At 38.3% G+C, this 25,789-nt stretch carries 21 protein-coding genes; 3 read left to right on the forward strand and 18 right to left on the reverse strand.

Annotated features, from left to right (window positions below; genetic code table 11):
* From PHV30_01960 to PHV30_01990, 7 genes are all read right to left on the reverse strand, one after another.
* Nucleotides 1–389: hypothetical protein (locus PHV30_01960; protein MDD5455778.1), on the reverse strand; the 389-nt coding region annotated here is incomplete at its 3' end.
* Nucleotides 386–1,003, reverse strand: coding sequence for a V-type ATP synthase subunit D (locus PHV30_01965; GenBank protein ID MDD5455779.1), 618 nt, complete (start codon nt 1,001–1,003; stop codon nt 386–388). The genes PHV30_01965 and PHV30_01960, both read right to left, overlap by 4 nt.
* 1 nt (nt 1,004) lies before the next feature.
* A complete protein-coding gene (locus PHV30_01970) occupies nt 1,005–2,300 on the reverse strand; it encodes a V-type ATP synthase subunit B (protein ID MDD5455780.1) in 1,296 nt (431 codons plus the stop codon).
* Nucleotides 2,301–2,312: 12 nt separating this feature from the next.
* Nucleotides 2,313–4,034 carry a V-type ATP synthase subunit A gene (locus PHV30_01975; GenBank protein ID MDD5455781.1) on the reverse strand — a complete coding sequence of 574 codons (1,722 nt, stop codon included), beginning with the start codon at nt 4,032–4,034 and terminating at the stop codon, nt 2,313–2,315.
* The gene (locus PHV30_01980) at nt 4,015–4,533 is read right to left on the reverse strand and encodes a hypothetical protein (GenBank protein ID MDD5455782.1); all 519 of its coding nucleotides are present in this window, start codon (nt 4,531–4,533) and stop codon (nt 4,015–4,017) included. The genes PHV30_01975 and PHV30_01980 overlap by 20 nt, the downstream gene beginning before the upstream one ends.
* 5 nt (nt 4,534–4,538) lie before the next feature.
* Nucleotides 4,539–5,132 (reverse strand): hypothetical protein, encoded by a 594-nt coding sequence (locus PHV30_01985; protein MDD5455783.1) that lies wholly within the window; start codon nt 5,130–5,132, stop codon nt 4,539–4,541.
* A 55-nt stretch (nt 5,133–5,187) separates the two neighbouring features.
* The gene (locus PHV30_01990) at nt 5,188–6,729 is read right to left on the reverse strand and encodes an ankyrin repeat domain-containing protein (GenBank protein MDD5455784.1); all 1,542 of its coding nucleotides are present in this window, start codon (nt 6,727–6,729) and stop codon (nt 5,188–5,190) included.
* Between the two features lie 127 nt (nt 6,730–6,856).
* On the opposite strand from PHV30_01990, the gene PHV30_01995 reads away from it, so the two are divergent.
* The 3 genes from PHV30_01995 to PHV30_02005 are packed head-to-tail and all read left to right on the forward strand — an operon-like array spanning nt 6,857 to nt 12,506.
* Nucleotides 6,857–10,477 (forward strand): glycosyl hydrolase family 8, encoded by a 3,621-nt coding sequence (locus tag PHV30_01995; GenBank protein ID MDD5455785.1) that lies wholly within the window; start codon nt 6,857–6,859, stop codon nt 10,475–10,477.
* 4 nt (nt 10,478–10,481) lie between these two features.
* Complete coding sequence (locus PHV30_02000) at nt 10,482–11,390, forward strand: hypothetical protein (protein ID MDD5455786.1); 909 nt, start codon at nt 10,482–10,484, stop codon at nt 11,388–11,390.
* 51 nt (nt 11,391–11,441) lie between these two features.
* Nucleotides 11,442–12,506: a polysaccharide deacetylase family protein gene (locus tag PHV30_02005; protein MDD5455787.1), complete on the forward strand. Its 1,065-nt coding sequence runs from the start codon at nt 11,442–11,444 to the stop codon at nt 12,504–12,506.
* Here PHV30_02005 and PHV30_02010 read toward each other — a convergent pair.
* From PHV30_02010 to PHV30_02060, 11 genes are all read right to left on the reverse strand, one after another.
* Nucleotides 12,503–13,930 carry a sugar transferase gene (locus tag PHV30_02010; protein MDD5455788.1) on the reverse strand — a complete coding sequence of 476 codons (1,428 nt, stop codon included), beginning with the start codon at nt 13,928–13,930 and terminating at the stop codon, nt 12,503–12,505. The genes PHV30_02005 and PHV30_02010 overlap by 4 nt on opposite strands.
* 77 nt (nt 13,931–14,007) lie before the next feature.
* Nucleotides 14,008–15,924 (reverse strand): VanZ family protein, encoded by a 1,917-nt coding sequence (locus PHV30_02015; protein MDD5455789.1) that lies wholly within the window; start codon nt 15,922–15,924, stop codon nt 14,008–14,010.
* A 16-nt stretch (nt 15,925–15,940) separates the two neighbouring features.
* Nucleotides 15,941–16,480: a methyltransferase domain-containing protein gene (locus PHV30_02020; GenBank protein MDD5455790.1), complete on the reverse strand. Its 540-nt coding sequence runs from the start codon at nt 16,478–16,480 to the stop codon at nt 15,941–15,943.
* A 4-nt stretch (nt 16,481–16,484) separates the two neighbouring features.
* Nucleotides 16,485–17,552, reverse strand: a complete 1,068-nt coding sequence (locus PHV30_02025) for a glycosyltransferase family 1 protein (protein ID MDD5455791.1) — start codon at nt 17,550–17,552, stop codon at nt 16,485–16,487.
* Nucleotides 17,553–17,602: 50 nt separating this feature from the next.
* Nucleotides 17,603–18,712 carry a glycosyltransferase gene (locus tag PHV30_02030; GenBank protein MDD5455792.1) on the reverse strand — a complete coding sequence of 370 codons (1,110 nt, stop codon included), beginning with the start codon at nt 18,710–18,712 and terminating at the stop codon, nt 17,603–17,605.
* Nucleotides 18,709–19,800: a glycosyltransferase family 4 protein gene (locus PHV30_02035; protein ID MDD5455793.1), complete on the reverse strand. Its 1,092-nt coding sequence runs from the start codon at nt 19,798–19,800 to the stop codon at nt 18,709–18,711. Before PHV30_02035 ends, PHV30_02030 begins: the two co-directional genes overlap by 4 nt.
* A complete protein-coding gene (locus tag PHV30_02040; protein ID MDD5455794.1) occupies nt 19,778–21,079 on the reverse strand; it encodes an O-antigen ligase family protein in 1,302 nt (433 codons plus the stop codon). Before PHV30_02040 ends, PHV30_02035 begins: the two co-directional genes overlap by 23 nt.
* Nucleotides 21,060–21,980, reverse strand: a complete 921-nt coding sequence (locus PHV30_02045) for a glycosyltransferase family 2 protein (GenBank protein ID MDD5455795.1) — start codon at nt 21,978–21,980, stop codon at nt 21,060–21,062. Before PHV30_02045 ends, PHV30_02040 begins: the two co-directional genes overlap by 20 nt.
* A 3-nt stretch (nt 21,981–21,983) precedes the next feature.
* Complete coding sequence (locus PHV30_02050) at nt 21,984–22,523, reverse strand: acyltransferase (protein MDD5455796.1); 540 nt, start codon at nt 22,521–22,523, stop codon at nt 21,984–21,986.
* 3 nt (nt 22,524–22,526) lie between these two features.
* Nucleotides 22,527–24,722, reverse strand: a complete 2,196-nt coding sequence (locus tag PHV30_02055; protein MDD5455797.1) for a glycosyltransferase — start codon at nt 24,720–24,722, stop codon at nt 22,527–22,529.
* On the reverse strand, nt 24,719–25,789 hold the full coding sequence (locus PHV30_02060; protein ID MDD5455798.1) for a glycosyltransferase family 1 protein: 1,071 nt from the start codon (nt 25,787–25,789) through the stop codon (nt 24,719–24,721). Before PHV30_02060 ends, PHV30_02055 begins: the two co-directional genes overlap by 4 nt.

A 25,789-nucleotide genomic window follows, 5' to 3' on the forward strand; every position in this document is an offset into this window, starting at 1 on the left:
GCGTGGATTTTATTTGATCTCAGAAAGGTGATATCCCCTGGTTCTAACATGCCCCAGTCTGCGTAGAAGGATGCTTCTTTTTCCAGTCTGTTTTTTTCGCCAAGAAGGTCATCCTGTAATTTTTTTTGTTTAATTATTTTGTCGGCAATATTTATAAGTTCTTCCATAGGATGGCTGGAAGATTTTTGCGTGTTTTTAGCAAAAGCCCCCAGAATTGTTACAGCTTCGTCGATTTTACTTATAACCTCCCTTACATCCGATATTTCTTCGCTGTCCGGGGTTTGTTGATAAGCCAGATGCAATACTCCTGATTCCTTGAGCTTTTGTACGAAATCTTTCCGGGTTTTGTCGCTGAGAAAAAGAGATATCTTTTTCATATTTTCAATCATAATTCCACCTCTTGTAAAACCCGATTGTCCTGGATTTTAGCTTTGGCTATTTTGCCTGTAACCACAGCCGCCGTTTGCATATCGCCCAGGTAGATGCTGATTTTTTTTATATGATCTCTGGTTTGAGGTATTTTTACTTTTTCAAAAAGGTTAACCCTTTGAGTGGTGGTGGTAAGTTCCGCACGGATCAATTCCTTTTGTTTCATTAGAACATTTTCTTTAAGAGTAAGCGTCAGCAGGGTTTTTAGAGCTTCCAGGCCTTTGTCTACCCATAGGGGAGTATATTTGTAATCATAAGGTTTTTCTATAAAACGAACATTTTCAAAAACCGGTATATCTATGCCAGCCACATTGCCTGTTCTTATGATTACTTCCGTTACTTGCAGAATATCGTTTAGAGGATAGTCCTCATGGAAAACATCTATCCATTGCTGGATATCTGAAAGAAATTCCTCTTTTTTACGACAGAACAATTCTTCTTCGTGAAGTATCTTGACCAGTTCCATTTGCAGCTGCTGTTTTTTCAGGATCAGTGTGGGTAAATACTGGATATATCTTTTCAGGTCGTCTTTCTGCTTTTTCTGTTCGTTTTTTGTGAGTTTAATGGCGGCCATTTTATTGTTTGGGCCAGAATTCTTCGACAAGTTCGCTTCTAAAATTTGTTTCCTGCGGCAAGAAACACTGGCTGAGTATTTTCCAGCCGTTATCCAGAGCCTGATCCAGAGGGATATTAACTTTCAGGTTCATCATCTGGCTTTCAAACAGTTTCCCATATCTTAGAAGTTTATTATCCCACTCATTCATACGAAAACCCATGGACCGTTTTTCTTCAGTCTCTTTATACTGTGCGTATAACTGGATCATACCGTCCATAATGGCTCTGTGATCTTTGCGTGTATCCTTGTTGACCAGCTGCTTTAACCGGCTGAGCGAACCGAAGGGCTCAATACGTCCGTTCCTTAAATAAAACTGCCCTTCAGTAATATATCCGGTATTATCAGGAACAGGATGTGTAACATCATCCCCCGGCATGGTAGTAACAGCAAGAATTGTTATGGAGCCGGCGCCTTCAAAATCAACAGCTTTTTCATAACGGAAAGCAAGCTGGCTGTATAAATCTCCGGGATAGCCGCGGTTAGAAGGAACCTGTTCCATGGTTATAGCTATTTCCTTAAGAGCATCAGCATAATTTGTCATATCGGTTAAAAGAACCAGAACTTTTTTGCCGGTTAAGGCGAATTTTTCTGCCACAGCCAGTGCCAGGTCAGGAACCATAATTCCTTCAACTATCGGGTCTGCAGCTGTATGGACAAAAAAGATCGTACGGCTCAGAACGCCACCTTCTTCCAGTGTATTTTTAAAATACAAATATTGATCATATTTGAGACCAATTCCTCCCATAATGATCATGTCAACCTGTGCCTGCATGGCTATCCTGGCTAAAAGTTCGTTATATGGTTCCCCTGAAACCGAGAAAATAGGCAGTTTTTGCGATTCTACCAGCGAATTGAATACATCGATCATGGGAATATTGGTTAACACAATATTTCTGGGAATAACACGTTTAATAGGATTAACCGAAGGGTCAGCAATTTCGATCAGATTTTCAGTGATGGGACTGCCATTATCTCTGGGATTGCCGCTTCCGTCAAAAATCCTGCCCAGCATGTTATCAGAAAAGCCAATCTGCATGGGATGTCCCAGAAACCTTACTTCATCACCTGTGGAGATACCTCTGGCCCCGGAAAAAACCTGAAGGTGAACAATATCATGGTCCAGACGGATAACCTGTGCCAGCGATTTTTGCTGGCCGGATGTGATCTCTGCTAATTCCTGATAGGCTATATCTTCAGCCTTAACAGTGATTACATTGCCAGACATGCTCAAAATTTTTGTACAGACTTTTTTCACAAAATTTTCACCTCAAACCTCAGTTAATAATTTGCTAATTACAGTTTCCTGTTCTTTAAATTCGTCAGAACCCCAGGCTTTATAATTCCAATCAATAAAAGTGTGCCGCAGTTTATAAAAATAATTTCTGGCAGTTTGTTTGTCAGTAAATTCAATTTTTTTATCCAGAATAGTAACAAGCAGTCTGAAAACATATTTTTGTCTTTCGGCTGTTGTGGCAGCGTCTGTTTCATCAAACGCGTTTTGTTGCAGATAAACACCGTCGAGGAATTCGCTCTTTAAATATACAACAAAGTCATCAAGGGAAGTGCCTTCTTCTCCCACTACCTTCATCATCTGATAAACATTGTTCCCTCTGCGCAGTATCTGCTTGGCAGTTTCAACAAGTTCGGAGGAAATGATGCTGGAGTATTTGCTCCAGCTTTCCAACGGATCTATGGAAGGGAATTTTCGGGCATTGGCTCTGTCTCTTGATAAACCGTGGAAGGCACCTACAACTTTTAGTGTGCTTTGAGTAACCGGTTCCTCGAAGTTTCCTCCGGCAGGACTTACTGTCCCTCCTATGGTCAGGCTTCCATTTGAACCATCAAATAATCTGACAAGACCAGCCCTTTCGTAAAAGCTGGCTATGCGAGATTCCAGATAGGCCGGGTAAGCCTCTTCACCCGGAATTTCTTCCAGTCTTCCGGAAATCTCACGCATGGCTTGGGCCCAGCGTGATGTGGAATCTGCCAGCAGCAGTACATTCAACCCCATTTGTCTGTAATATTCAGCCATGGTCGTAGCGGTATAGACTGATGATTCTCTGGCCGCAACCGGCATTGAGGATGTGTTGCAGATAATTATAGTACGGTCCATTAGCGATTTTCCGGTTCGCGGGTCGGTTAATTCCGGGAACTCTCTAAGTGTTTCCACAACTTCTCCGGCTCTTTCACCGCAGGCTGCGATGATAACTATATCAATTTCAGCATAGCGACTTGTGAGTTGCTGTAATACTGTTTTGCCAGCCCCAAAAGGTCCAGGTATACAGTAGGTGCCACCTCTGGCAATAGGAAAGAATGTATCTATGATCCGGACTTTAGTAATTAAAGGTTCAGTCGGCTGTAATTTTTCAGAATAGGCGCTTATTGGAATTTTTACAGGCCAGAAGAAAGACATGGTTAAATCGGTTGTTTTGCCATGGCTGTCTTTAATAACTGCGATTTTGTCATGCAGAGTCACGGCTTTGGAAGGACAGATAAACTCAACAGTATAATCATTAGTATGGTAAAAAGGCACCATTATTTTGTGCTGAAATATGCCTTCAGGCACAGTTCCCAATACACTGCCACCCCTGACTGTATCACCTATTTTTACGACAGGTTTAAATAACCAGGACTTATCTTTGGGTAAGGCATTTTTTTCTACACCGACCGGCAAAAAGAAACCGAATTCCGCAGCCAGCTCTGCCAGTGGGTTCTGCAAGCCGTCATAAATCTGGCTGAGAAGTCCAGGCCCCAGTTGTACAGACAACAAATTGCCCGAGAATTCAACTTTGTCGCCAATTTTTATACCTTTTGTGTATTCAAAAACCTGCATATAAGCGACATCTTTGTTTATTTTGATTACTTCAGATTTAAGTTTTTGTCCCCGACTGACTACATAGGCTACTTCGTTCTGCATAATATCGCCTTCGAATTTGACAGCGATCATATTGCCGTTAACAGCTTGGACCTTACCTGATTGCGTGCTCATAGTATGTTTCCTTTAAAACCTCGAATTTTTTATAACCCAATTCCTTATTAAATAAAAACAGCCTGTCCAGAATTTTTAGTTTTTCCAGATAGATTATTAAAATATTCAGATCAAAATTATATTTGGTTTCTTCCGAGTCCAGGAAGTCCCAGCGGAATTTTTCATAAGCTTTTTCCTTTAACAAAGGATTAACCTGTTCCATGATTTTTCTGCTTTCGGCTGAGGCATTTACGCTGTCCATGTTTTTTCTGGAAGGATCCCGCAGTATGGCAAGTTCTGTTTTTAGTTTCAGATTATAATCATACCAGTTTATTAAAAAATTATTATTAATAATATTGATGAATTTAACATTAGTGTCAACGGTATTCAGGATTAACAAATCCTGCGAGGTAAGCCATTTCCGGCATTCTTCAAAAAAAGTTTCTTTGTTAATGAGGGGCTTGGTGTTAAATTTTAAGCTGGGTAGGGAAGCGATTAGATAGTAGTATTTATTGTTCATAAAAACTAGAGAATTTTTGATATTTTAGGGTTAACAAAATCCTTAAAAATTTCAGTCAAAGATTCGGCAGTAAAGTCATAGTAAGAGTTATTGCCCTTTTTGCCAATTCTGAAACCATGCTGAAATTTATCTGAAACCTTTATGGTAAGACCTTTTGATAGATCTTTTTTAACTTCCTGATAAAGAAGTTTTTCCAAAGCATCTTTGTCCTTACTATTCAGAACAACCTCCATATCGATTACGCCTTTATTCTGAAAATGCTCGGCTATTTTGAGGATCATGTCCTTCATTACAGAGGGGGTCAGCTGTTCTGCGATTTGTTTGTTTAAAACTACATCAAACATTTTAATAAGGTTGTCTTTTAAATTCAGAATAATATCTCGAGCGGTCTGCTTGAGGGCTTCTTCACCGGTTTCTTTTAGTTTTATGGCCTGACTTTGTGCTTCTTCTATTAATAATATTTTTCTGGATTCAGCATCCCGGATAATTTTATCGGCATCTTCCCGTGCCGTGAGGATGATTTCCTGAGCTTGTTTCTCTGCTTCCTGTACTCCATCCGCTTTAATCTTGTCGATTAACGATTGCAGCTGAATATCCATATTTGTTAGTATAGGGGATTAATTTTTATTAGGCAATATTGTTATGTAGAAGTCATTATAATCCGGCAAGTGTTTTGGAAATGTCTCTGTAACCTTTCATGTCAGCCAGAATACGGGCTGTAATACCGTTATTGTTGCTTATATTGATATCAGCTCCGTATTGCATTAGTATTTTTACCATTTCATTATCATCATTATTAACTGCAGCCATTAATGGTGTCCACTTGTCTTTGGTGGTAGCGTTTACATTGGCTTTATTGTTCAAAAGCAGCATGACGGTTTCCAGATGTCCGTTATTAACTGCAGCCATTAGCGCTGTCCAGCCGTCTTTACGTCTGGCATTGATATTAACATTATAGTTCATAAATAATTCGATGATCGCGTTATGCCCGTTATTAGCAGCCGACATCAGCGCTGTCCAACCATCGAAGGTTTTAGCATTGATATTGGCTTTATTTTTGAGAAGGATTTGGGCTTCTTCCACATGATTGTTATGCGCGGCTGACATCAGCGCCGTCCAGCCGTCATTTCTGGCCGCATTAACATTGGCTTTATGGTTGACAAGCAGCTGCAAACAATCCGCATATCCCTGGTCTGCTGCTGACATTAAAGGGGTCCAGCCGACATTGTTGCTGACATTGGCATCAGCACCATATTTCAGTAAAATTTTTGCGGCATCCAATTGACCGTAGTAAGCAGATTCCATTAAGGGGGTTTTGTTTTTTACTACTTTGTTTAAATTTACATCTTTGCTGATCAGGTAAAGAAGGGTCTTGATATTACCTTTACCAGCGGCATCCAATAGTAACTCATCATCATTCAAAACCACATTTTTTGAGGGTTTCTTTATTAATTTGGTATTGTCTGATTTAGGAACAAATAACCACAGACCAGCTAGAAATATTATTAATAAAATTGTAATAATTAATACTTTTTTTCCGGAATTTTTTTTAGATTTAGCCAGCGTCATAAGCGGTTGTTCTTTAACAGAATCCAGCTCAGCTATTCTGAAATCATGATTGGAGAGCTCGACCAGACTTATCAGATGATTTATAAGGGGTTCGAAGTCCGATCTCAGGAGTTTAAGTTCCTGGAAACGTTTTGTTTCTTTAATCAGTTCATATAACTTGTCATAGCTTATATCCTTGAAACTATTCAAATTGAAGTGTTGTTTGTGAAAAGTAATATCGTCAGTGTATTTTTGAATATCATAATATGATCTTATGTCTTGATTTTTCTTTTTTAAATATTTGACCAGTGATTTTTCAAAATACATTTTTAAAATCAGATGTATGGTCCTGTTTAATCCCAGGTTCATAAACTGTGAAAAATTCAAAAGATCGGTTATGTTGGGATATAAAGGATGTCCGATATCAGGATTCAGGAATTTGTTTATTGTGGATTGAGTGACTGTAAAAACATCTTGGCAGAGTTCATTATTCTCGTCAGGCAAACAGATATGCCCGGGCTGATTTTTGCCAAGCGTCTCGTAAGAAATGGCCTTTGGCCAGCGTTTTATCTGCTCTTTAGGGCTGTTTTTATTTGGCCATTCATCAAGATATTTCTTAATATCGTTACATACAAAGGATATTGTCATATATAATATATCGGTTTTTATATCATTTTACCCCACTTTTCACCGAATTTCTTTACTTATTATTTTTACCACTATTATGGCATACTGTTTAGTAATGAAATTGCCACATAAAAAAGAGGATTAATTTATGAATAGATTAATATTGTTTAAGGATTACAAGAGAATTTTTAAAGACGTATTTATTATCTTCCTATTCACTTTGAGCTTTAGCACGGAAACATTGGAAATAAAATCCGGCGCATCTTTACGACAATGGGGTAACGGATGTTGGGGACCGGGGTCTTCATATAATAACTATAATATAACCGGTAATTATTACCATGACCTAAAATTTTCTACTAATATTCCTGGTAATCGAGGTATCTGGATAGGACTAATCAACGCTACAGAAAATTATACTCTGGATTTAACAACTTATGACAGAATAAACTTTGATGCCAGAAACAATAACAGCCAAACTATAGTTTATCTAAAAGACATCAGCAATAACATAACCAATAAAATTTCTTTATATCAACTTTCAGCGGAATATAAAAATTTTACAATATCTGTGAATTCTTTTCTAACCACTGGTTTTGATATGAAAAAAGTTAAAGAAATACTGTTTGAACCATATTTTAATAATAATTCCGGAACAAATAATTTTATCGCCCGAAACATTAAATTGATATCAGATACATTTTATTTAAAAGAAGGGGCTGATAGTGTCCCATGGGGTAACGGGGCCTGGGGTGGTACTTATACATTTTTCCAGATAACACAAAACTTCTATCACCAGTTGGAATTTACCAACAGCAATTCCGGCTTCTGGATCGGTATAACACCTTCGAAGAATAAAGATTTGAAACCATATTCCAGACTTTTTTTTCAGGCAAAAGCCAACAATTCCGAGGCATTGATTTTTTTCAAAGATACAGCCGGAAGAGAATCTTCCAGGTATAAGATTTTTAATATTTCTTCTGATAATTTCACGGAGTACGAAATCAGTATGAACTATTTTCTATCCGGGAATTTTAACATAAAGAATGTTTCTGAAATTTTATTTCAGGCCGCTGAACCGCTTTATAACACTTCGCAAAAATTAGTTTTGGCTAATATACGTCTTGATAGCAGACAATTAACCACGGGCACATTAAACACCTTGCTTGTCGATGTTTTAAACACACAACAATATAAAAATTACAGTCCGCTTATAGGCGGGTTAAATTATAGAAAGCAACTGCAACATTTATGGAACGGTTATAAATATCGATTTATTGATAGTTATAAAAATATAGTGGCTCCTAATAAGAATTTGCAAGGCCTGGTCTGGGACACTTATACCGGAATATCACCAACCAAAATAGAAGCAGCGGACATAGCCAAGTCTGAAGGATCCGGATATGCATTGCTAATGGCTGTTTATATGAATGATCAAAAAACATTTGATGAAATTTTCAGGGCTACCTGGTTGAGCAAAATGCATAAAAATACATCCACAGGTTTGTTCACCTGGAATATTAAAACAGACGCGACATTCCTGGGAAATGATACTAATTCCGCGATAGATGCTGATCAGGATATCGCAATAAGCCTGATACTGGCAGATACACTTTTAAAGAAAGGTGTCTGGAAAAATACCGGACAAAATTATTATGGATGCGCGCAACAGCTTATTAATGCTATTTATGATCAGGGTATTTTATTCGGTATGTTCTTGCTCCCCAGCGACGAAAGTGGCCCGGATGGCAAGGGATTTACTGAAGTTGAGAATGAAACCAATTTGTCCTATTTTGCGCCGGCCTGGTATAGAATATTTGACTCTTATGAAGAGATTGACCATGACTGGCAGGCAATTATTGACTGGGGCTATAAGACTATAAATCGGGTGAATAAGTATAAAAAGCCTATAGCTCCTGATTGGTGCGATTTCTGGGGTAATAGTCTGGAACAAAAATACTGGTTTTATGCTTATATGCTGGGCAAAGATGCAATTCGGGTATATTGGCGTCTTGCTACAGATTGGTTATGGTTCGGAGAACCCAAGGCCAGAGATTATTTAACCAGCACCAGACAGCTCTTTCAAGGCTGGGGAGGCATTTTAAAGCCTGCCGAAATAAAACCTTTGGAGATGAACGGAAGCCTTTCTTATTTAACAAGAGGAAACGCCTTTAATTATACGGATATTTCTTATGTTTCCATGTTTGCCGCCGGAGCAATGGGAACAACGGATAATGTTTATCGCAGCCAATGGAAGCTGGCTTATGATGATTATTTGTATTTGGCGCAGAACGGGCTGGATTCTTTTTTGGGAGCAAAAAGGCCCGGACAACCTGAAAAAATAGATTTTAACACTAAATATAATTATTACAATCATTGCCTGGGCATTTTGTCCGGCCTTATGCTTACCGGTTGTTTCCCCAATATTTATCCGGTTAATACGATTATAACTAAAAATATAGATGTCAGCAAAAATCTTAACGCTTACTATCCTTTTGACGGAGATATTAAGGACAAATCCGGCTATAAAAGAGACCTAAAAGCAAGCGGTACTCTATATTATTCATACCCTGATGCTGTCGCAGGTAAGTCTTTGAAATTCACTAAACAGCAGTATTTAACAACAAGCAATTTTACAGCAGGCTGGGATAAAATTACTATTTCTTTATGGCTGAAAACTACTGCTCCGTCTGAGAATTACAAATTAATCAGCACAGCCTTGTGGCCGCCGGGATCAGGGTGGATGCTGGGCACACAATATCCTGAAGCCTGGGCTGAACGTGGAGTGTCTATAAGAAAAAACAGCAATTTTAGGCGTTATACCGGATTTGTCGCAAATCAGTGGAACCATCTGGTTTTATCTTACGACCGGACAAATTTTATAGAGTATATTAATGGTGAAATTTCTTATGCTGAGAAATTAATTAACGGTCCGAGAATCGGTTCAGGAACAAAACTGATGATTGGAGCCTGGCTGCCTTATACCGCATACAACTATTCAGGTTTAATGGACGAAGTAAGAATTTATAATAAGTCTTTGACAGCTTCGGAAGTGAAGACACTTTATTCTTTAAGAAAGCCTAACAATATTTCTATAACCGAGGAAAACGGAACGCAGGATTTTTATGAAACAAACTCGTTTAATGTAAGGATATTAGTGAACGGTAAAGTATGTGCTGAAAATGATTTTGTGCAGAGCAGCCAGCCGGTTATTACTCTAATCGCCGGCAGTGAAGAGGGGCTGATAAAATCATGTCAATTATCGGTTATAAAAGATGGGTTCAATGATCAGCAAAATATAGAAACTGATGAAATTCAGATCCCACTTGAGCCATCAATAACTATAAATTTGCAGACACCCTGCAAGCTGGATGACGGACGCTATCAGATAAGCTGTAAGTTAACCGACGGTGATGACCGGATTGCTTACAGTACATCTCCGTATTTTTATGTTCAAGCTTACCAACCCTTAATTGTAACCGGTTCTTTGTCTGCTCCTAACCCGTTTAACCCAAATACTGAGGTGGCTCATATAGGTTTTAATGTTAACAAGAATTGTACGATAAAGCTGTATATTCATTCATTAAACAGGGAGCTTGTATATAACAATACTATTATGGCTTCAACCGGTTATAACGAGTTTCTCTGGGATGGATATGATACTTTTCATAAGCTTGTTCCCAGTGGAGGTTACTATGCTTATTTAATCGCTGATGATAGCCAGGAAAAAGTAAAAAATCTTATAAAAATTGCAGTGGTAAGAAGGTAATCTGATGAAGAAAAGTATTTTAATAATTTTTTTGTTAAGCTTGCTGTTTGCCGGAGATTGGCTTGATGTGCAGCCGGACGCAAGGTCTCAGTCCTTAGGTGGCGCTGATATCTCCACTCTGGGAAATGCCTGGGCAGCTTTGTCCAATCCCGCATGTTTAACAGGGAATTCACAACTGAGTTTTGCCTCTTTTAAACAAATAGAGGATGTACAGTTTTCATATGCGGGTTTTCAAATGGTTTTATTTAACGGATACATAGGCGCTGTCTATATAGATAATGGGGATTTCGGATTCAAAAACACCAGCTATACGGGAGGGCAACCTGTAATATCAGGCGCGGACTTCGGGTTTAATAACAGAGCGTTTTTTTTAAGTTGGGCAGCTCCTCTTTTTTCCAATAAAAATTATAACATTCAAGTTAACTGGGGAGTTACTTATAAAGTCATTAACCAGAGGATTGCTGATTATTCAGCCTGGGGACAAGGTGCGGATCTGGCCCTGGCTGGCAGCATCGGCAATGCTTTAAAAATAGGCCTGGTCCAATATAATGCTATATCTCCATCTTTTTTGTGGAATAGTTCCGGTCAGGCAGAATCCATGACAAAAAGAACAAAGATCGGTATGGGTTATTTTATTAATAATAGTTTACTGATTGTTTCGGCATATGAATTGGATGGATATAGATATAACAAATTATCAATTGGGATCGAATATTCCATAGTCAACACATTATTTTTACGGCTTGGCGGTTATCACAACTCAATCTCAAATGATGGAGTGAACAATCAGAATAATATTACAGTCGGTGTAGGTATAAAAATTTACGGACTGGAGTTGGATTGCGCTTATGAACCGGCGAATATTGAATCTTTAGGGGATACGTTTAAATTTTCCATAGATTATTTGTTATAAACTGTACAGGTGAGTGTCGGATTTTGTCTTTCAGGTTATAATTTTACAATTATGAAAAATATATTGAAATGTTTTGTGTGGTTGCTGCTATTTTATGCAGGCAGCTTATTTGCCGCGCCTCAGATTACAGTATTATCCTATCATCATCTGGACTATGATCCTGTTAAGAAAACTCCTTATTCTGTGAAGAGCGCAAATTTTATCGAACAAATGAATACTTTAAAACAAGCCGGGTTTAGTTTTATCACTTTAAAACAGTTGGATAATTATGTTTATAAGAATATTGCCATACCGGATCATTCATTACTGGTTACGTTTGATGACGGAAATTTGAATACATATACTATCGCTTATCCGATATTAAAAAAACTGAAGATACCCTTTGTGGTTTTCATCTATGCGGGAGCCACAACAGCTGGACACAGATTAAGGTTCGCTAACTGGGAGGAAATAAAAGAGATGTCGGACAACGGCGTAGATATTGAATGTCATACCTACACCCACCCTATCTTATCAATCCCCCCAAAAACAATTAAGTCCGCGGCAGCCTATGAAAAGTGGCTTGATTTTGAACTGGTTGATTCCAGAAAAAAAATTGAGGAGAAATTGGGTAAACCGGTGCAATACCTGGCTATTCCTTTTGGGGCAATGGACAGTGTAGTTTATGAACAGATTAAAAAGAGTGGTTATAGAATGGCCTTTAATGTTCACGGAATGAATAATAATTCTTTGTCTGACCCTTTTAACTATAACCGGATTATGGTCATGAGCACGGATTCTACAAAAAATGTATTGGCAAAGGCCATGGAAAATCCGGTATATTTTGAAGATTGTCATCCGGTAAACCTGAGTCGTATATTTGAGCAAAACCAGATAATACGTTTTAAATTGAAAAATCAGCAGAACTATTTGGCGGAAAGTGTAGAACTATATATTTCAGGAATAAAGAAAAAGCCTGTATATAATTGGGGTAACGGATATTATGAAATGCCATATGCTTTTACGCGCAAGCAATATTATAACCTGTCAGTTATGGCAAGGAACAAGGATAATAAGAAATGTCGAGGAGACTGGATTTTTCAGTATAATAATGAAAAACCGGAGTTCTTAAATTAGTAAGCGCCTTTTCTGCTGAATACAGCAGGAATGGTTTTTACGATAATTACCAAATCGCCGATTAATGTCCAGGCATCGATATATTTCATATCCATATCCATCCAGGTTTTAAAATCAACATCACTTCTGCCGCTTATTTGCCAGAGACAGGTGAGCCCCGGTTTCATGGACAGACGACGACGAAATTCATTCTCGTAACGTTCTACTTCGGAAGGGATAGGCGGTCTTGGGCCGACAATGGACATATCACCTTTCAACACATTTAATAATTGGGGGAGTTCGTCCAGACTGAAACGACGCAGAAATTTTCCGAACGGAGTAATCCTTGGGTCATCCTTCATTTTGAATGTTGGCCCGTCAACCTCACTGCGGTCTCTAAGACCTTCCAGCAGGTCCTCAGCATTTTCTATCATGGTACGAAACTTGTACATTTTAAAACGACGTCCGTTTAATCCAACTCGTTCCTGAGAAAAAATAATCGGACCGCTGGATGTCAGTTTTAATATTATAGCTATGGGAATAAACAAAAAGGGTATAAATACAATCAACGAGAAAAAGGTAAAAATTTTATCCAGTGCATATTTGATAAGAATAAGCCTATGTTTAATCGGAACAGTTGTAAATGTTATCATGGGTATGACTCCAAGATATTCCACATGGGTTTTCGCAATCTTCATCTCGAAATTATCCAGGTTGATCATGGTCATAATGCCCATCTTTTCACAGAGAAAAATGAAACTACGTACACTGTTAACTTCTTCATTATTAATGGCAAATATAACCAGGTCGACAATGTTGGTTTTTAAATAATTTTCCAGATTTTGAATATTATCCCTTACCATTTCTTTATACTTGAAATTTACATCAATTTCGGTCATCCGGCTTAAAACTCCGATTAATTTAAAGCCCCAGTGTCCATTTGTATTGATTTCAGAAATTACCATATTTGCTTCTGTCCCCGTGCCGACTACCAATACATTTTGAAGATATTTACCTTTGGCATATAATCGATGCAGAGTTTTTCTTTCTATATAACGGAATATCAGAGAAAAAACCAGGGTAGCAGTAAAATAGATCATAACCATACTGCGAGAAGGAACATAACGTTCGAAAACATAAAAAATAAGCATGGTATAAGCAAAGGCCTGAATATAGGTTGACAGCCACTTTCTAACTATAACCTGTGAATCGTAAAAACGGTCATATCCGTAAAAATCATTATTGGTACCGACAATATTAACAAGTAATATACAAATAAGAAACAACTGTAGATAATGGAAAGGAGAAATAATTGTTTTTTGGGTGATGAGCCCTACAAAGAAGTGTTCATGTATAAAATAAGCCGACAAAAAACATAAAAAATTAATTAGAATGTCTATCGCGCGATTAAAATAGGTTATGGTAGCAATATAGGTTTTCAGCATTATGACGAACTTTTTTTAGAATATAATTAATAATTATATATTTATTACGGGAATTAGCAATAAATTTATCGATATTGTTATGTTAATTTCATTTTTTTTCTGTATTCTTTGAGTATTTCGCTGAATGATGCTTCTTTGGGGTTAATACGCTGATCGTTAAAATAATATTTGTGGCGCTGATAATTGGGATCATTAATAACATTCATAATATTATTAATAATTTTTTGTATATCCTTTTTAAAGCGCTCCTTGGAAAACTTTATGGCGTGATTGCTGATAAATTCTTTGTCAAAAGCAATAGTGTCAAACTTGAACAGCATTTCTTCCAGGGCTTCGGGCGTCTGCTCATCAAAGAATAATCCGGTTTTGTTTTCTATTATAGTCTCCAGCGCTCCGCCGCTCCGAAAGGCAATCACCGGTTTGCCGGCCGCCTGGGCTTCCACCGGAGAAATGCCGAAATCCTCCTCGCCTGGAAAGATAAATGCTAAACATCCGGCCATCATTTTTTCTACAATAAAATTCGGTTGTCTGCCCATAAAAATAATATTATCTCCTGCAAATGACTTGAGATGCTCCATGTCCGGCCCTTCACCTATGATGACCAATCTCTTGCCGCTTTTGGTGCAGGCTTTCACTGCCAAATCTATCCTTTTATAACCGACCAGTCTGGAAACAATAAAAAAGTAGTCACCGGCAACATCAGATTGAGGGAATCTGGAGGTATCAACCGGAGGGTAAATAACCAGTGAATACCGGTTATAAATATTTTCTATTCGGTTTTTAACATTATCCGAATTGGCAATGAGGTGCGTAATATGCCTGACTGTATAGCGGTCCCAAATACGCAGCGCAGTCAGAAAATAAGGGAGAAAGAATCGAAGTACAGGGTTGATCCTTTCTCTTTGTACATACTCCTCGGCTCTATATAAAAAACGCGCAGGGGTGTGCATATAGCAGATGTGTTCCTGATAATGTTTTACAGGAATGCCTTTGGCATAGGCAGAACTGCTGCTGATGATCACATCGTATTTTTTTAAGTCAAAAAAAGCAAAAGCTAAAGGATACAGAAAAAAAAGTTTTTTAAAAAGTTTGTAAACAAAAGGAAGTTTTTGCATCCAGGATGTGTGGATAATTGCTTTGTCAAAAACACTCCAACTGGCTCCTTTCTTATACAAAGATGTATAAATCGGCGCAGCCGGAAAAAGTTCATGGAGAACCGAAACCACAAATTCCGCCCCTCCCTGCTGGTTGAGAAAATCGTGAACAATCGCTATTCTAGGTTTGTGAGTGGTTTCAATAAAAAGCACATCAGTTTTTATTTTTTTTGCAAGCTCTCTGATTATGCTGTCTTTTTCCTTATCTTTCTTATCCTCTATAACTATTATCTGGTCCCATTTTTCAAAATAAACTGTTTGATAGATATCTTCAAAACTGCTGAAAAATTTATTTTTAATACTGTCTTTTTTTATAGAGACATCGTCCCAAATGAGTATTTTCTGAAAGGAATACTCGGAATTATGGTCATGGTATAAATAATCATAAATTGCTTCGGCCGTTTTTTTTGAAGAGATTACCAGGACTTTTTTTTTGGATTTGCGCTTAAATGACATTTTGGAAATGGCCAAATAAAGCACCAGAGAGTAGGCAAGAAGCAGCCCGCTTAGATTGAAAAGAAAGTCGGTGAAACTAACAATCCTTGAAGGTTCAAGTATTTGCTGCAGCTCATTAGCAGCCGCGAAAACAATTCCCAGAACAGCGTAAATTATGCTGAAAAAAGGTTTTCTCTGGGTGTAGACTGTAAAGGATTTCAAAAAAAATAAACCCAGAAAAAAGAATACTGCAAAATGAAATAAATTTTTCAGATATTCATCGGGTAAAAATGTATGTGTTTGAATATTTGGGAATCCAGACATAACCGTAGCAAAAATCAGCATCAGAAGGAATGCTAAAAAATAAAAACGTTTTCTTCCGTTAGAAGCCTTGCTCTTCCCCACAAATTTTATCTTAACGTTATTTTTGTAATTCTACAATAATGTTTTCAGCTGGAAATATATAACAGAGAAAAGTAGCCTCATAAAGACTTTTTATTTTAGGGTGGATGTTGATAACCGTTTCCAGTAAATAATTATATAACAGCCATTTTTTTTCAAAAAGGATGTCAGCCCTGTTTATTTTGGCAAAACCAGGGAATTTAAAATAATACTGACGACCAAAACCGGAGTTTTTTACAAAAAATTCAAAGGTCCTGTGAGAAAAAGTTTTTTTGTGGGTTGGGTCTACATGATTATTGCGGGATGTATAATGCGGGACCCTTATAACAAGTTTTCCTCCCGGTTTCAGAATGCGGTAGAGGTCCTGTACCAGGTTTATATAGTCCAGGTGTTCCAGTACATCCTGGCAGATTATTTCGCTGAAACATTCGGTATGAAAAGGCAAAGGCAGCACATTTATGTCGTGTACCACATCTACACCGGGCATAGACGCAATGTCCAGATTCACATACCCTGGCTTTATATCTGTTCCGCAGCCTAGATTAAGTTTTTCATACATAGTATTAGTTTATAATAGATTGATAAATCTGAATAGTTTCTGCGCCAGCTTTTTCCCAAGAGAAATTTTTTGCTCTTTCTTTACCATTTTTTTGCATTTGTTCGAGTTTTTTCGAGTCATTATATAGCCAGGATATTTTTTCTCCCAAATCCCGGATATTTGACAGATAAAAATATTCCACGGCAGCCGCGCCTATTTCAGGCAAGGAAGACGAATTATTGCAAAGCACTGGACAACCACAAGCCATTGCTTCCAGAATAGGGAACCCGAATCCTTCATAAAAGGATGGAAAAATAAAAAGGGAGGAGTTTTTATAGACAATTTGTAATTCATCATCTTCCAGATAGCCGGTTTGTATTACTGTGCCGATTTTTTTGTAAGTGCTTATTTTTTGTTCAATATTTTTGTAAAGCCAGCCTTTTGGACCGACGATAACCAGTGGATATTTTTGTTTTTTTTCTTCCCAGAGCCAAATGAGGGCATCCATCAGGCCTTCGATATTTTTTCGCGGTTCCATGGTGCCAACAAAAAGCAGATAATTTTCAGGAAGACCTAACCTTCTCAGAAGATTTTGTTCTGTTTCAGGTTTTATAGAGTTGATCTGAAGGTTCAGACCGTTATGTACTACAGCGATTTTTGATTCCGGAATATGCAGGATTTCTATCAGGTCTTTTTTTGTGTTTTCGGATACAGCGATAATTCGGTCTGCTTTTCTGGCGGAAATCGCAGTCATGGTAGTAAGATATTTTTGTTTGGCACCTTTGTAATACTGGGGGAACCTGAAATTGGCCAGATCATGAATGGTAATGACGGTTTTTATTTTTTTATCAAGGATAAGAGGAACCACGTGCATGGGATTATGCAGTAAATCAATATGGTTTTTGCGCAAAGCATGTGCCTGCAGAACCTGTTCCCAGAAAATTCTTGTATTAGGGTTGCTGGTATTCAGGCTGCTGACCGCATGATGAAAATCGGAGTAAAAAAGAGCAGCCAGATTTTCAGCATGAAAAAGAGTAAGTTCATATTTTTGTTTATGCAGCGCCCAGAGGAGATTTCTTATATATAGACCTATGCCTGTTGCGCGGTAGTCTTTGGAAAAAGAGAGCAGATGTGCATTAAATCCTACTTTAATTTGATCACCTCAGTGTAAAAGGCGTAATATTTTTTTGCGATGTTCGGCCAGGAAAAAAGGTCCAGTACATGTTGTCTGGCAGCAGGCTTTTTATTTTGCCATGTTTCCCAGTTTTTTTTGTATTCGGTTATTTTATTGAGCATATCCTGAATATTTCCTTCTTCAAAGATAAGGCCGTAATCACTGGTGATTTCCGGAATAGAACCTGATTTTGACCCTAAGGTTGTTGTGCCGCAGGCAAATGCTTCTATTATTATACGCCCAAATTGTTCCTTCCATCCAGTCGTAGTTCTGGAAGGAACGACAAGGAGGTCTAGGCTGTGATAGAAATTAATCAGTTCAGGAAGCTTGAGCGGACCTTTTAGAACAACTTTTTTTTCCAGATGATAATTTTTTATATATTTTTTAAGCCGGCTTTCAGCAGGTCCGGAACCACAAATTGTCAAAACCGCGTTATCCAGTGAAATCATGGCAGTCAGCAGGTCGAAGACGCCTTTGGCTTCTACCAGACGGCCGGCATAACCGAGTTCCAGCGTCTTGCCGGCGAGTTTTGGTTTGTAAAAAAAGATGTCAGTATCAAGGCCCAGACCGAGATTTCTTACTTCACCGTTGTATTTTTTCTGCCTTAGAATAGCCGCCACTTCCTGGCTGCAAACATGTATCCCCTGGATATTTCTGAAATTAAAATTTTCAATTAAGTTAAAAGGGAAAGGTAGTTTTTTATAAATATTCTGAGCGCTGTAACAGACTATTTTTGCTTTTAGACGCAATATTTTTTTTAATACGACAAGTTGTAAAACCGACAAGCTCCAAGGTTCTTCGAAGATTTCTATAAGGTCAGGCTGGAAAGAAAATAAAGCAGTGAACAATTTGTTTATGTAAAAATAAAGAGCATTATTGCCTGTAAAAAGTGTTTTCCCTTTGATAATCTTGTAAGTTTTATCTTCAGTTTTTTCTGCGAAGACCTTCCTGGTATTCTCATCCCACCAGGGGGGCACAAGCAGCATAAGTTGCAAATCCCGACCTTGCTGTAAAAGGTAATGAAGCTGTTTATGATTTTCCTGAAGAACAAAATTATGACCGATAACAAATATTTTCATTGTATTCCCTGATATATTTTTAAGAGCTTTTCTATCATTATATCTAGCGAAAAAAGGGATTTAAATCTTGTGTATCCCTCTTCGCCCATTTGTTCTCTGAGATTTTTATCCTCAATCAGTTGTTTGAGGCTGGTCGTCATTTCCTTAATATTATGCACCAGAAATCCGGTTTTGCCATCATCCACAATATCCAGCGGCCCGCCATAAGCATAAGCGATTACGGGCAGCCGGGCAGACATTGCTTCAATGATAGCGAGTCCGAACCCTTCCAGGAGTGTGGGATTAAGAAATATAGAGGACTGAAAATAATAGGGTATTACATTATTCACAAGACCAGCAAAGATGATAATATCCGTCAGGCCAAGTTCCCGGCATTTCTTTTTTAATACTGTTTCCAGTTCTCCTGTTCCGACAATGTTTACTTTAAAGATAAGTCCCTGTTGTTTTAAAGCGGTAAATACCGGAAGTATCTCCTCTATACCTTTTTCTTTTTGCAAACGGCTGACAATGAGTATATCAGGGATTTTGTTCCTGTTGATATCACCTTTCAGCTCCTCACTGCCGTTAAAGATTACCGTAATCTTTTGTAGACTTACTTCTTTTCTGTCCAGCATCTGTTTTTTTACTTCGTTAGATATGGCGATGCATTGATCAAAAAAATAAAAGCTGAATTTAAAGATAATTTTAGCCAGGAATTTTTTGAGAAAATTACTTTGAGAGCTGGCAGGCCTTAAAAAGTGCTGGGTAAATACAAGTCGTTTTATTCCTGCTGGATATTTAAGGAGAGCGCCGGCTATGGCGGAACCGCCCAGATTGGCATGCAGAACCTGTATTTTGTTGTGGCGAATGCTGACAAGAAGCGTAAGCAGATTTTTGAGAGATAAAACAGATCCGCTATACTCATAATAAGGTATCTGATTTTCGTTAAGTTTTTGGGCAAAAGAAGGATTTTTATTGAGCCAGACAACAACATTCCAGTCGCTGGTTTTTAGTCCTTTGGCTGCGTTCAGGATATAACGTTGTACTCCCGCGAATTCCGGCGCGGAATTAATCAGGAAAAGAACCTTATTGGGATTTTGATTGGACATTATGAATCAGTTCCTTTTTTTCGATGAGCACAAATATCAGGCTTAAAAAAATCCAGAACAAAGACCCGGTACCCCTTACCCAGAAAACATCAAAAACACCATGTGAGAAATAAGCCGTAATGCTGCCGATTAGCCCGATAATAAGGAGTTTGCTTTCTAAAACGGATTGTTTTGGGATAGCCTGTAGCGTTTTTATAAAAATGAATAAAATAAAGAAAATAAACGCGGACAGACCTACAATTCCCATTTCAGAAGCAAATCTTAAAAAAACATTGTGCGGGTCGTAGGAAACAAGATAGGAAGGTCTGTTGCCGATAAATTTTTTGGATGCTTCGTGAAAATTGGCAAAACCCCAACCCAAAATGGGTCGTTCCTGAAAAGCGGCAATGGCAATGCTCCAATAGGTTCCTCTTTCCGAGAGGGTATGCTGACTGGTGGCAGCTGAACGAAAACCGGCAGGTAGCAGAAAAATAAAAAGAAGCGCGCCCGCCAATATTACCAGAATATATCTGAAAAATACTTTTTTACCAAGAAGCAGGCTCACAACTAATGTGCCGGTGAAACCACCGAACCAGGCCCCTCTGGATAAGGAAGCCATTAGTCCAAGGGTATTCAGGATCACAAACAGCAACCAGTGTTTTTTGCCGCTGGTCATGAATTTCATATATAAATAGGGCAGGGGAAGTACCAGCAATCCTCCCAAAGCATTTTTATGTAAACCTAAAATATATAAACCTGCTTGTCCGATCTGCAGAAAACGAATAAAAGCATATCCACCTAAAAGAGCTGTGCCGATTGTCAGAATATTCATGATCAGATCTACGTGTTGCGTATTTTTTATATTATTAAAAAGCATGGTAGTGTAAAGGAAAGCAAAAACCATGTATTGAATAATTTCTTTAAGTGTACCCGCTTTGTCGCCTGATACAAAAAATGAAGCGACCATAGCCATAAGCAAGACAGTAGAGGCTATGTCTACACTGGGCAAAACAAACTTTTCTTTGTACAGTAAGGTGCGCAGCAGCCAGGATATCAGGGTTACCAGCATAACCAGGTCCACCAGAGGGACTATAACAGGCCCTATTTGTCTGGCAACAGGAATAATGGCCGCGACAGCGATAAGAGTGACGCCAATTTCTATGTTAAAGAAAATAACAAGCAGTCCCCATAACCCAAGAAACCCCAGTAAAACAAGAAGAGGGGAAAAAGTGGTGAGAAGTAAGCCCAGCACCAACCCAGTCAAAACGTATAAAAAGTAATTAAAATAATTGTCGTGCATAAAAAGAGATGATTTGATTGTGGAAACGAATTTTTTTAAAGTTGAGCTTAAAGGAAAGCGCAATATTACGCAGAAAATACCCTTTGATCTTAACAATCAGAAAGAACTTTAATCCCCAATTGCCATAATGTTTGCGGTGATATATAACCTGGCTGAGAAAGAACAGTGGGTTAAAATCAGCCTGGTCTTTCCAACTGCCTTTACCCAGATGAATAATATCTCCGGCAGGCAAAAAATAGGAACGGAAGCCTTTTTTATATAAACGGAATGCCAGATCGGCCTCTTCAGCGTACATGAAGAATTTTTCATCAAAACCTTGCATGGTATTAAATAGAAGTTTGTCTATAAGGAAACATGCTCCGCTTAAATAATCAACCTGTTTCATATCACTATAGGTAAACTTGCGGTAATCACCGAAAAATTTGCTCCGAGGGAAAAGGTTGCACAGGAAAAAACTTTCACAAAAAGCTCTCCATAAAGTTGGAAATCTGAAAACAGATTCTTGCAGGGAATGATCTTTGTTGCGCAATCGCGGTCCGATAATCCCGATTTTTTTATTACTTTCCATCACTACTATTAAAGATTTCAGAAAGGGCTTGGTTATCAGGGTGTCACTGTTTAGAAATAACAGATATTGTCCGGTAGCTGTCTGTGCTGCTTTATTATTGCCACCGGCAAAACCCAGGTTTTTTGAACTTTCCACCACAACAATCTGCGGATAAGTATCTTTTATAAGCTGTATACTTTGGTCCTGTGAGTAATTATCGAGCACAATAATTTCGTAAGTTATTTTGTTTTCATAAGCATAAAGCGATTTTATGCAATCAATTACAAGCTGCGGGGTTTTATAGTTGACAATAATAATAGAGACCAGCGGAGTAGTTTTTTGCTCTGGGCTCATAACCTAATATTCCTTTATTGGTTTGGCTGGAGCTCCAACCACTACAGTTCTGGCCGGTACATCTTTGGTTACAACCGAATTCGCGCCGATTATTGCATCGGATTGGATTCGGATGCCCTTATTGATAGTGGATTTTGCTCCAACCCAGACATTGTCTTCAATAAGCGTGGGCAATGAAACCGAACCTCGTTCATTCAGCGGTTTTTCAGGATGATTTTGATAATTATGGTCTGTGTCGCGAATGGAAACATATTCGGCAATCATTGTATGTTGTCCGATCCTAACCTGCTTACCGGCCATTATTGTTACTCCATGGGCGATAAAAACATGATCTTCGATCTCCAGAACACCTTCACCTTGCGCTGCAATTACCGTGAAACGACGGATTTCTACATTCTTTCCAATAATTATTTTTGAACCTGGTTCAACTATCCATTGAACGTTACGATCAATTTTTACAAATCCCCGAAGCTGAATTCTTTTATTAAAAAGGATAAGAAAATAACGCCAGGCCCAACCTAATTTTTGAATAAAGTTTTTCATCTTTTATATATTATATAATAATCGTTTTACCTCTTCATATCTACTGTCCCAGGAATTCTTTTCCGCTTCCCTTAACCTTTTATCAAGAAATAAAGGTATTTTATTATTCAAATGATCGTTAATTGCCTGCTTGAAAGTCTGATTGTCTGACACCACGGAAAAAAGTTCCCTGAAGTCCGTGAAGCCGCTTACAGAAGTGCTGATGACCGGCTTTGAGGAACAGAGATATTCATATTGTTTTATTGGATCAAGACTTTGCGTAAAATCAGTCATTAAATGCGGAACGATTAGGATATCCGCGGAGTTTTGATATTTTGGAATATCCTGATAGGCAACAGGGCCTAAAAGAAAGATATTCGAGTATAAATTTATTTTTTTTAGGGATTCCTGCAGCAAATATATAGGCCCGACAAAGACAAAAGAACAGTCAGGGAACGAAGTAGCGCAATCCAGTACGAGGGGCAGGTCAATTCGCTCTTCATGTACAGTCCCAGTATACATTAAAACAGGTTTTTTCATGGGCATGTCTATAGTTTCATTTGTTTGATATGCAAATAAATCCACGCCATTTTTTATTAGAGTAGTTTTTTCATTATAAGATTTTTTAGTTTCCTTTAGTACCTGCGAACAGACAATAATTGCGTCAGATTTGTCTGATATATATCTGTCAGCTGCCAGGACGCGCTCACACTCTTGAAGCTTATAGCGCGCTTTTGTCCAGTCATCAGTGATATCATAGATAATTTTTCGACCAGCCAACTTATCGACAAGGAAATACTTGCTGTGATCGTTGATCCATAAAATATCAATCGGTTGTTTGAGAATATTTTTGATTTGGCGAGTATATAACTTTTGATTCCAAAGGCGAGTGGTTTGAAAACGTTCGGGAAGGAATTTTCGCAGAGAGTAAATATTTATTTGATTAAAATGTCTTAGCCTCGACTTGGGAAATTTATAGAAAGGCACCTCAGGAGTAAGGAAGGAAACCTTAAAATCCCGCATCATCCGGGCGGCAAAAAATTGGTTTCGTCTCCAGATTTCATCCCAATTCTCCAGTGAGATAAAGACCAGATGCAGGGGCTTAATTTTTCGGTAGATTTTTATATATTGTTCACTGATATTGTCCCAACTGAAATTTTTGGCGTATTCAATGTTTCCTGTTTCAAAAATCTGATATTTACCCAGCATTTCTTCCAATTTTTCTGTAAACTCACCAACATCGGAGGGATCAACAAGCAGGCCGTTTTTACGGTCCGATACAAATTCCGGCGGGCCACCTTTATTAGTGGCAAGAATAGCTTTTCCTGCTGCCATGGCCTCAAGGGCAACTATACCGAAAGGTTCATAACGTGATGGCATTACTACAAACATGCTGTTTTTCATAAAAGAAACTGTTTGCAGACGGTCCAATCTTCCTAAAAGTATTATTTTGGCAGAGAGGTTAAGTTTCATGATTTGATTTGCCAGTTCATTTTCACATTCGCCGCTACCGCCTATAAACAGTTTCAGTTCAGGATATTTTTTTTCGATGAGTGAAAAAGCTTTAATCAACAAATCAAAACCTTTATTATAGGTGAGACGACCTGTAGCGAAAATATAACGATCTGGGACTGGTGTCACAGCAACTTCGAACTCATTCGGTTCAATTCCGTTATATATTACCGAGGACTTGCAGGACACATCCAGGTATTGTTCATTTATTTCATCTAATGTTGCTTTGGAACAAGCAGTTACATGATCAGCCTGTTTAAGTCCTTTACGTAGAACTTTGCGTAAAAAAGAGGAGTCCTGATATATTTGGGTGGAATCCATTACTGTTTCACCCTGTGTGGTAATAAGCAATGGTGTTTTGGTCATACAGGCCAGTATCCGCAGATAGTGTAAATGTCCACTGGTGCATTGAATATGAATAATGTCCGGTTTGTGCTTATGATAAAGCCACACGAGTCTTGACATTTCCAACGGGAAAAAAACAGCGAAACGCAGCATATTATAAATTTTTCTGGCTGGCAAGTGAAAATGGAAACGATATAAGATTATATTGTCGATATTGTCTGTATATCCTGCATTCGGCAGCTTATGAGTCAAAATCTGGAGGGTAAATCCTTTTTTAACCAGAGTCGCGGCCAGCTTGCGGGTAAGCTCTTCGACTCCACCCAGAGAAGGATAGTAAGCGCTCGGACATAACCAGATATTCATAATAGATCCTTTAAGCAGGCAAGTAGTTTCTCCCCGCTATTTGTCCAGGTTTTATTTTTAACAAGTTCCAATCCTTTTTCCGAAAGTTTTTTTGTCCATAATGGATCAGAGAGAAATGCCGATAGTTGTGAGATAAGACTGGAACCGTTTTGCGGGTCAAAGAACAGGGCATTACCTGCAGATACTTCGGGCAGGGAAGAGGTGTTTGCACAGATTACGGGTAAACCGCAAGCAAACGCTTCCAGAACAGGTAAGCCAAAGCCTTCATAGTAAGACGGGAAAAGCAGGGCTAAAGCTGCTGAAAGGATTCGGGGGACATCATTATCTTCAATATATCCCAGAGATATAACAGAGTCCGGCAGGTTTTGCGGTTTGTTGCCAAACAGTACAAGGCCAGGCTTATTGCCGACTTTCCAGTCTGAATAAGTTTTTAGAAGGAAGTTGACATTTTTTCTTAGGGAACTGCCTCCGTATGCAACAAAAAATTTCTCCGGGAGCCGGTATTTAGCCTTTATTTTTTCTTGATCGGCTTTGGTATGCGGCTTGAATTTACTTAGGTCACAGCCATTAGGAACAACTTTTATCTTTTCCGGATCAAGTTTGAAAAAATTAACCATTTCTTTTTTGGAAAATTCAGAAACAGTCAGTATAAGTCTGCATCTGTTTAACAGTTCCGAAGTGTAAGCAGGAAACGGTTTTTCACCATCAGGATAGCGAAGAGCAACGGTATCATGTATAAACAATATGTATTTGTCAGGTGCAATATGGCGATTTTCATGTAAACCGATTTGTATGAAAAAATCATAAGGTTTCAAAAATAAATTTTCGATGTTCAGTTTAAGTTTATTACTCAGAGAAAAAAATTTTCTTGGTAACGGACAAGAGATTGTTTGGAAACCGTATTTTTGCATTTCACTGCAATGGGCTTTCAGAAAGTGTTTACGACCCGCGGCAAAATTTGTTACCTCGATGTTCAGGCCCTGTAAAGCCCTCATTAATTCAAGAGTAGCATAAGTCATACCAAATTTTTGGCTGGAAATAACATCTATATCAAAAACTATTTTCAT

The organism is Candidatus Margulisiibacteriota bacterium, from assembly GCA_028715625.1.
GTDB lineage: Bacteria > Margulisbacteria > Riflemargulisbacteria > GWF2-35-9 > GWF2-35-9 > JAQURL01.